The sequence below is a fragment of the uncultured Idiomarina sp. genome, from assembly GCF_964010655.1.
GTDB classification, from domain to species: Bacteria; Pseudomonadota; Gammaproteobacteria; order Enterobacterales; family Alteromonadaceae; genus Idiomarina; species Idiomarina baltica.
In genome coordinates, this window is record NZ_CAXGLS010000067.1 from 1 (window position 1) to 7,588 (window position 7,588).

Annotated in this window: 4 protein-coding genes; all 4 read left to right on the plus strand. The window is 53.8% G+C overall.

The genetic code is table 11. From position 1 onward, the window contains the following. A partial coding sequence (gene nadA, locus ABNS04_RS11780; protein ID WP_348671541.1) for a quinolinate synthase NadA occupies positions 1-842 on the plus strand: 842 nt, incomplete at its 5' end. 74 nt (positions 843-916) lie between these two features. After that, positions 917-5,395, plus strand: coding sequence for a glutamate synthase large subunit (gene gltB, locus ABNS04_RS11785; RefSeq protein ID WP_348671542.1), 4,479 nt, complete (start codon positions 917-919; stop codon positions 5,393-5,395). Next, positions 5,395-6,837 carry an FAD-dependent oxidoreductase gene (locus tag ABNS04_RS11790; RefSeq protein ID WP_348671543.1) on the plus strand — a complete coding sequence of 481 codons (1,443 nt, stop codon included), beginning with the start codon at positions 5,395-5,397 and terminating at the stop codon, positions 6,835-6,837. The genes gltB and ABNS04_RS11790 overlap by 1 nt, the downstream gene beginning before the upstream one ends. Positions 6,838-6,847: 10 nt before the next feature. After that, positions 6,848-7,588, plus strand: a 741-nt coding sequence (locus tag ABNS04_RS11795; protein WP_348671545.1) for an NAD(P)H-binding protein, incomplete at its 3' end; no start/stop codon positions are given.

A 7,588-nucleotide genomic window follows, 5' to 3' on the forward strand; every position in this document is an offset into this window, starting at 1 on the left:
GTGTCGCGGATTCTTTAGAAATGGCGCGCTTTGGTCGTGACCACGATGCCGACACTTTGATTGTTGCCGGTGTACGCTTTATGGGTGAGACAGCAAAAATTCTCACACCACACAAAACCGTCCTAATGCCGACACTCAAAGCCGAGTGCTCGCTCGACTTAGGCTGCCCACCGGATAAATTCGCCGAGTTTTGCGACCAGCATCCGGACCGCACTGTAGTGGTGTATGCCAACACCTCAGCGGCGGTTAAAGCACGCGCCGATTGGGTCGTCACCTCAAGTATGGCACTCGAGTTAGTCGAACACCTCGACAGCCAAGGCGAGAAAATCCTCTGGGGACCGGACCGCCACCTTGGTAGCTATATCCAAAAGCAAACCGGTGCCGATATGGTGATGTGGCAGGGCGCCTGTGTAGTGCATGACGAATTTAAAGCCAAAGCACTGCGCGACATGAAAAAGCTTCATCCAGAAGCTGCGATCCTGGTTCACCCCGAATCACCGCAGAACATTGTTGAGATGGCAGATGCCGTTGGCTCAACCTCACAGTTGATTAAAGCCAGCCAAACCTTGCCAAACGAAACCTTTATCGTGGCAACCGACCGCGGCATCTTCTACAAAATGCAGCAGTTGCAACCTAACAAGACATTTTTAGAAGCACCTACCGCGGGTAACGGTGCGACTTGTCGTAGTTGTGCCCACTGTCCGTGGATGGCAATGAACGGCTTAGTCGCAATTGCCGAAGCCCTTGAACACGGCGGCGAACAGCATGAGATTCATGTTGATCCGCAGCTCGCGAAAGAGGCGATGATCCCGCTTGATAGAATGCTCGCATTCAAGAAGTAGCATAAAAAGCGAATATACAAGTTAAAATCTGCATGATAATGTAGTTCCACTGAATAACTATTCGTGGAGATGTCATGCGTCTGTATCACGCCGATGACGTCCGTGATAATTGCGGATTCGGCCTAATCGCGAGCATCGAAGGTGATGCTCGCCATGATCTCATCAGCACCGCTGTACAAGGGCTTGACCGAATGCAGCACCGTGGCGGTATCGGTGCCGACGGCAAGACCGGAGACGGCTGTGGCTTGCTGCTACAAATCCCAGAACAGTTCTTTCGTGAGTACGCCGAGCAACAAGGGTGGAATCTTGGCAAAAAATTCGCCGTGGGCATGGTGTTTTTCTCACGCAACTCGGACAAACGCGAAGCTGCACGTCATTTAATAGAGCAAGAACTACAAAAAGAGACGTTAAGTATCGTCGGTTGGCGTAAAGTCCCAGTAGATGACAGCGTATTGGGTAACGCCGCAAAAGCCGCCGAACCCAAAATCGAACAAGTGCTCATCAGCGCGCCGACCGGTTGGCGTAAAAAGGACATTGAACGACGTCTCTACATGGCACGTCGACGGGTCGAGCAAAAAGTAGAGCAAGGCGTATTCAGCGCCGATGAACTCTATATCTGCTCAATGTCGAGCCTCTTATTGGTCTACAAAGGTCTGATGATGGCAGGTGATTTACCGCGCTATTACCCCGATCTCGCCAACCCCGCATTAAAAACCGCTATTTGCGTATTCCACCAGCGCTTCTCCACTAATACACAACCGCGTTGGCGTTTAGCACAACCGTTTCGTTTTCTTGCCCATAACGGCGAGATTAATACCATTCGCGGCAATCGCCAGTGGGCACAAGCGCGCCTATATAAATTTCACAGCCCGTTACTGCCCGACCTACAGCAAGCGGCACCCTTGGTGAGTCAAAGTGGCTCCGACAGCGCATCGCTCGATAATATGCTAGAGCTGTTGCTTGCTGGCGGCATGGATCTATTTCGCGCCATGCGGCTGCTGATCCCACCGGCATGGCAGGGCGATAGCACCATGAGCGACGATATGCGCGCCTTTTATGAATTTAATGCGCTGCACATGGAGCCATGGGATGGTCCGGCAGGTGTGGTCATGAGTAACGGACGTCACGTTGCCTGTAGCCTCGATCGTAACGGTTTGCGCCCCGCGCGATATGTATTAACGAAGCACGGGATTCTCACGATCGCCTCAGAAGTCGGTATTTGGGATTACGACGAACACGACGTACAAGAAAAAGGGCGCCTCGGTCCCGGCCAAATGATGGCGGTAGATACCTACACCGGCCGTATTTGGCATAACGGTGAAATCGAAGATGATTTAAAGAGCCGCCAGCCTTACCGGCAATGGCTGACTGAGCACCGTCGTCGTTTGGTACCATTTGACCGTTGCAGTGCCGATAAAATTGGCCAGCGCTTGTATGATGACCGAACCATGCAAGTGTTCCACAAAACCTTTTTATACACCCGGGAGGAGCTTCAGCAAGTCGTGGCGGTGCTGGCTAAAGACGGACAAGAAGCCGTCGGCTCCATGGGCGACGACACCCCAACCGCGGTATTATCGCAACAGCCGCGTTTGTTGTACGACTATTTTCGTCAGCAATTTGCACAGGTGACGAATCCCGCTATCGACCCTATCCGAGAGCGCCATGTCATGTCGCTTGAGACGATCATTGGGCGCGAGCACAACGTATTCAGTGAAGCCTCGGGCGATGCCGACCGTGTGGTCTTTGAATCACCGATTTTAATGTACACCGATTTAAAACAACTGCGCGAATTAGACGATAAGCACTACGGTCATGCCACCTTAAACTTGGCATTTAAACCCACCGAGCACAGTTTGCAAGCCGCGCTACAGAAGGTGGTCGAAGCCGCCATTGATGTGGTGAAAAACCAACAGCGCGTGATGGTGATACTCAGCGATCGGGAGTTCACCAAGGACCAGTTAGTGATCCCCGCGCCAATGGCGGTCGGGGCAGTGCAACAAGCCTTGGTAAAAGCCCAGTTACGTTGTGACTCCAATATCATTGTTGAGACAGGCTCCGCCCGTGACCCGCACCACATGGCGGTGCTACTGGGGCTGGGTGCAACAGCGGTGTATCCGTTCCTTGCTTACGAGAGCGTTGAGCAACTGGTGCAGCAAGGCAAGCTCACTATGGATGTAAAGCAAGCGGTGATGAACTACCGCCAAGGTCTTAACAAAGGTCTGTTAAAAATTCTTTCAAAAATGGGCATCGCCAGCATAGCGGGTTACCGCGGCTCATCATTATTCGAAGCGGTCGGTCTTAACCAAGACGTGCGTGATGCGTGCTTCGTCAATGCACCCGCGCGTATCAATGGCAGCGGCTTTGAAGACATTCAAACAGATTTGCAACGCATCGCCCAACACGCCTGGTTACACCGCAAGCCACTGTCGCATGGGGGGCTGCTTAAATACGTACATGGCGGAGAATATCACGCCTACAACCCCGATGTGGTGACAGCCCTGCAAGCGGCGGTTAAGAGCGGCAAGCGCGAAGACTACGCCGTCTATCAACGCTACGTTAATGAACGTCCGGTCGCACATATTCGTGATCTACTAAAGCTTAACCCTAACGCCGCGAAACCCATCGCGCTCAAGCAGGTCGAGCCTCGGGAAGCGTTGTTTCCACGATTTGATACCGCAGCGATGTCAATTGGCGCACTCAGTGCCGAAGCACATGAAGCACTTGCCGAAGCCATGAACCAAATTGGCGGGCATTCTAACTCCGGCGAAGGCGGTGAAGATCCCAAACGTTTTAATAGCCCAAAAAACTCACGCATTAAACAAGTGGCATCGGGAAGATTTGGCGTGACACCGCACTACCTGGTCAACGCCGATGTTATCCAGATAAAAGTCGCGCAAGGTGCCAAACCCGGCGAGGGCGGGCAGTTGCCGGGCGAAAAAGTGACCGCCGAAATTGCTCAACTACGCTTTGCGGTGCCCGGCACTACACTGATTTCACCGCCACCGCACCACGATATCTATTCCATTGAAGACCTGGCACAGCTGATCTTCGATCTTAAGCAAGTGAATCCAAACGCTTTGGTGTCGGTTAAACTCGTTTCCACGCCGGGTATTGGCACCATCGCCACCGGCGTTGCCAAAGCCTACGCTGACCTCATTACCGTATCGGGTTATGACGGTGGCACCGGCGCGAGCCCACTCACCTCGGTCAAATACGCCGGTTCACCGTGGGAGCTGGGGTTAGCCGAAGTGCATCAAGCGCTGGTCGAAAATAACCTACGGCATAAAATTCGTCTGCAAGTCGATGGCGGTTTAAAAACCGGCCTCGACGTGGTCAAAGCCGCGATTCTCGGTGCTGAAAGCTTTGGTTTTGGGACCGCCCCGATGGTGGCGCTGGGGTGTAAGTACTTACGTATCTGTCACCTAAATAACTGCGCCACTGGAGTAGCGACGCAAGACGAAACCTTGCGTAAAGAATTCTTCCGGGGCTTACCCGAACGCGTGGTCACGTTGTTTGAGTTTATCGCCGAAGAGGTTCGCGAATGGTTAGCCGAGCTCGGCCTAAACCGCATCACCGATGCGATTGGCCGCGTGGATTTACTCGAGCGCTTGCCCGGTGACACCCAACGGCAACAGCATATTGACCTCGAACCGCTGCTCGCAGCTGCAGGAAGTCGTTCGGAGCACCCCAAATACTGTGTTGAGAACAATCCACCCTATGATAAAGGCGAACTCAACCAACGTTTGCTGGCACTGACCCAGACCGCGATCGATGAGCGGCAGGGCGGCAACTGGTCCATGCCGATCCGTAACGACGATCGCTCCGTCGGCGCTACTCTGAGCGGCTATATCGCCAAGCGCTACGGCAACCAAGGTATGGCAAGCTATCCTATCCAACTCGACTTTTTAGGAACCGCGGGACAAAGCTTTGGCGCCTTTAACGCTGGCGGCCTTAAGCTGAAGCTCACCGGCGATGCCAATGACTATGTTGGTAAAGGCATGGCGGGTGGACGCATTGTCATTCGACCGCGCCCCGGTGTCACGTTTTCCAGTCACGACGCCACCATTATGGGCAACACCTGCCTATACGGCGCGACTGGCGGACAACTCTATGCAGCCGGGTGTGCCGGTGAACGCTTTGCGGTGCGTAACTCAGGCGCGACAGCCGTGGTTGAGGGTGTTGGCGACCATGGTTGCGAATACATGACCGGCGGTATCGTCGTTGTGCTAGGTGAATGCGGAATTAACTTTGGCGCGGGCATGACCGGCGGCTTTGCGTATTTACGCGACAAACACGGCGACCTGCATCGCCGTCTAAACACCGAGCTGGTCGAAGCCGTTGCCGTGGATAAACCCATCATTAAAGAACATCTGCGCGGACTCATCAATGAACATCACGAAGCAACGCAGAGTGAGTACTCACGTATGCTGTTGACCGAGTTCGATACTCGGGTCAACGAGTTCGTTATCGTAAAACCCAAGTCCGCCGATATGGCGTCGATCTTAGGGCATCGCGCCCGCTCGACCGCCGAATTACGTGTGCAGGTGATGTAATGAATAAAAACGTATATCAATTTTTAGACGTACAGCGCATCGACCCACCCAAGCAACCGGTGGCGTCGCGCCGTATCGAATTTAAAGAAATCTATGAACCCATGACCGATGTGCAACTGCAAGGTCAGGCCGACCGTTGTCTGGATTGTGGCAACCCCTATTGTGAGTGGAAGTGCCCAGTGCATAATTACATTCCGCAGTGGTTGCAGTTGGCGAACGAGGGGCGTGTATTTGAAGCCGCCGAGCTGATGCACAAAACCAACAGCTTACCCGAAGTCTGCGGACGCGTGTGTCCGCAAGATAGGCTGTGTGAGGGGGCTTGTACACTCAACGATGACTTCGGCGCGGTCACCATTGGCAGCATCGAGAAGCAAATGGTCGACCAAGCCTTTGCCCAGGGTTGGCGACCCGATTTAAGTGCAGTGGAAGCACGGTCGGAAAAAGTCGCCATTATAGGTGCCGGTCCAGCCGGGCTTGCGTGTGCCGATGTGCTGGTGCGTAACGGCATCAAACCCGTGGTGTATGACCGTTATCCCGAAATCGGTGGCCTACTCACTTATGGCATTCCGCCGTTTAAGCTCGATAAAAACGTACTGAAACTACGGCGCGAGATCTTCAGTGACATGGGTATCGACTTTAAACTCGGTGTTGATGTTGGAAAGGACGTTAATTTTGACGACATCATGACACAAAATGACGCCGTGTTTTTAGGCTTAGGCACCTATAAAGCCCTTGATGGGCGACTTGAAGGTTTGGACACCCCCGGTGTCTATCCGGCATTACCGTTTTTGATTGGCAACACCCAACGACTCCTCGACAGCCCCATGCCCGACTATCCGTTAATTGACGTCAAAGATGAACAGGTCGTCGTGTTGGGCGGTGGCGATACCGCGATGGACTGCGTGCGGACATCCATCCGGCAGGGCGCGGCTTCGGTCGTGTGTGCTTATCGGCGTGACGAGCACAATATGCCCGGTTCGCGTCGCGAAGTGCAAAATGCGCGTGAGGAAGGCGTGCAATTTGAATTTAATTTACAGCCGTTAGCGATAGTTTCGGACGAGGCGGGGCACGTCGCGGGCGTAAAAATGGTCAAAACTGAACTGGGTCAGCCCGATGAGCAAGGGCGTCGGCGTCCGCAACCCGTACCCGATTCGGAATTTATCATGCCAGCGACGGCGGTGTTGATCGCCTTTGGCTATCAACCGAACCCACCGGCGTGGCTCGACGCACACCAGGTCGAGTTGAGCGAGTGGGGCACCGTGCTTGCCACCGCAACGCCCGATGCCATGGGCCGCTTTGCCATGCAAACCAGTAATCCCAAGGTTTTTTCCGGGGGCGATATGGTACGCGGTGCGGACCTGGTGGTCACAGCGATAGCCGAGGGCCGTACCGCGGCAGAAGGTATTCTCGATTATTTGGACAGCGTCGCAGATAATCTTTAAGATGAAGCCCATGAATATACTCTTATTAGGTTATGGCGATATCGCCCAACGCAGTGCCCGTCTCATGGTCGCCGAACAGCATCATGTGATTGGCGCGTGCCGACATCCCGACGACAAGCCACTGATCCCCGGTGTTGAGACCGTCAGTGCCGATGCCAGCAACGAGCAAGACCTGCGCAGTTTGTTTAACGCGCACGGTAAAATCGATCTCGTGGTCGTCACATTAACACCCAGCGAATACTCCAAAGAAGGGTATCGTCAAGGTTATGTCGTGCCGTGTCAACACTTACAACAGATCATCAGTGAACTCGATTACTCACCCTACGTGATTTATGTGTCCAGTACCGGCGTGTACGGCCAGCACGAAGGTGAATGGGTAGATGAATCCTCACCCACCGCCCCCGACTCCGACTCCGGTAAACTGCTGTTACAAGCCGAGCACTTAATTCGCGACTTACCCGTGCCCTCAACGATATTACGGTGCAGTGGTATTTACGGCGAAGGACGTGACTTTATGCGCAAACAGCTGCAAGCGGGCAAAGCCACCTTGCGTGACAGCTGGACCAACCGCATTCATCAAGATGACGTGGCGAGCTTTATTTATCATTTGGTGCGCTTTCCGCAGCATCGGCATCGCCTGTTTCTCGTGTCGGACGATCAGCCCTCAAAGCAGTATCAAGTCTACCAATACCTCGCGGAACAAGCCGGTATTACACTGAACGAACCGGTGCAGCCAGGACCCGGACCGCGT

What these genes read in the sequence shown, in the direction of transcription:
- gltB (WP_348671542.1), top strand. Translation starts at nt 917, where the DNA reads ATGCGTCTGTATCACGCCGATGACGTCCGTGATAATTGCGGATTCGGC.
- ABNS04_RS11790 (WP_348671543.1), top strand. Translation starts at nt 5,395, where the DNA reads ATGAATAAAAACGTATATCAATTTTTAGACGTACAGCGCATCGACCCA.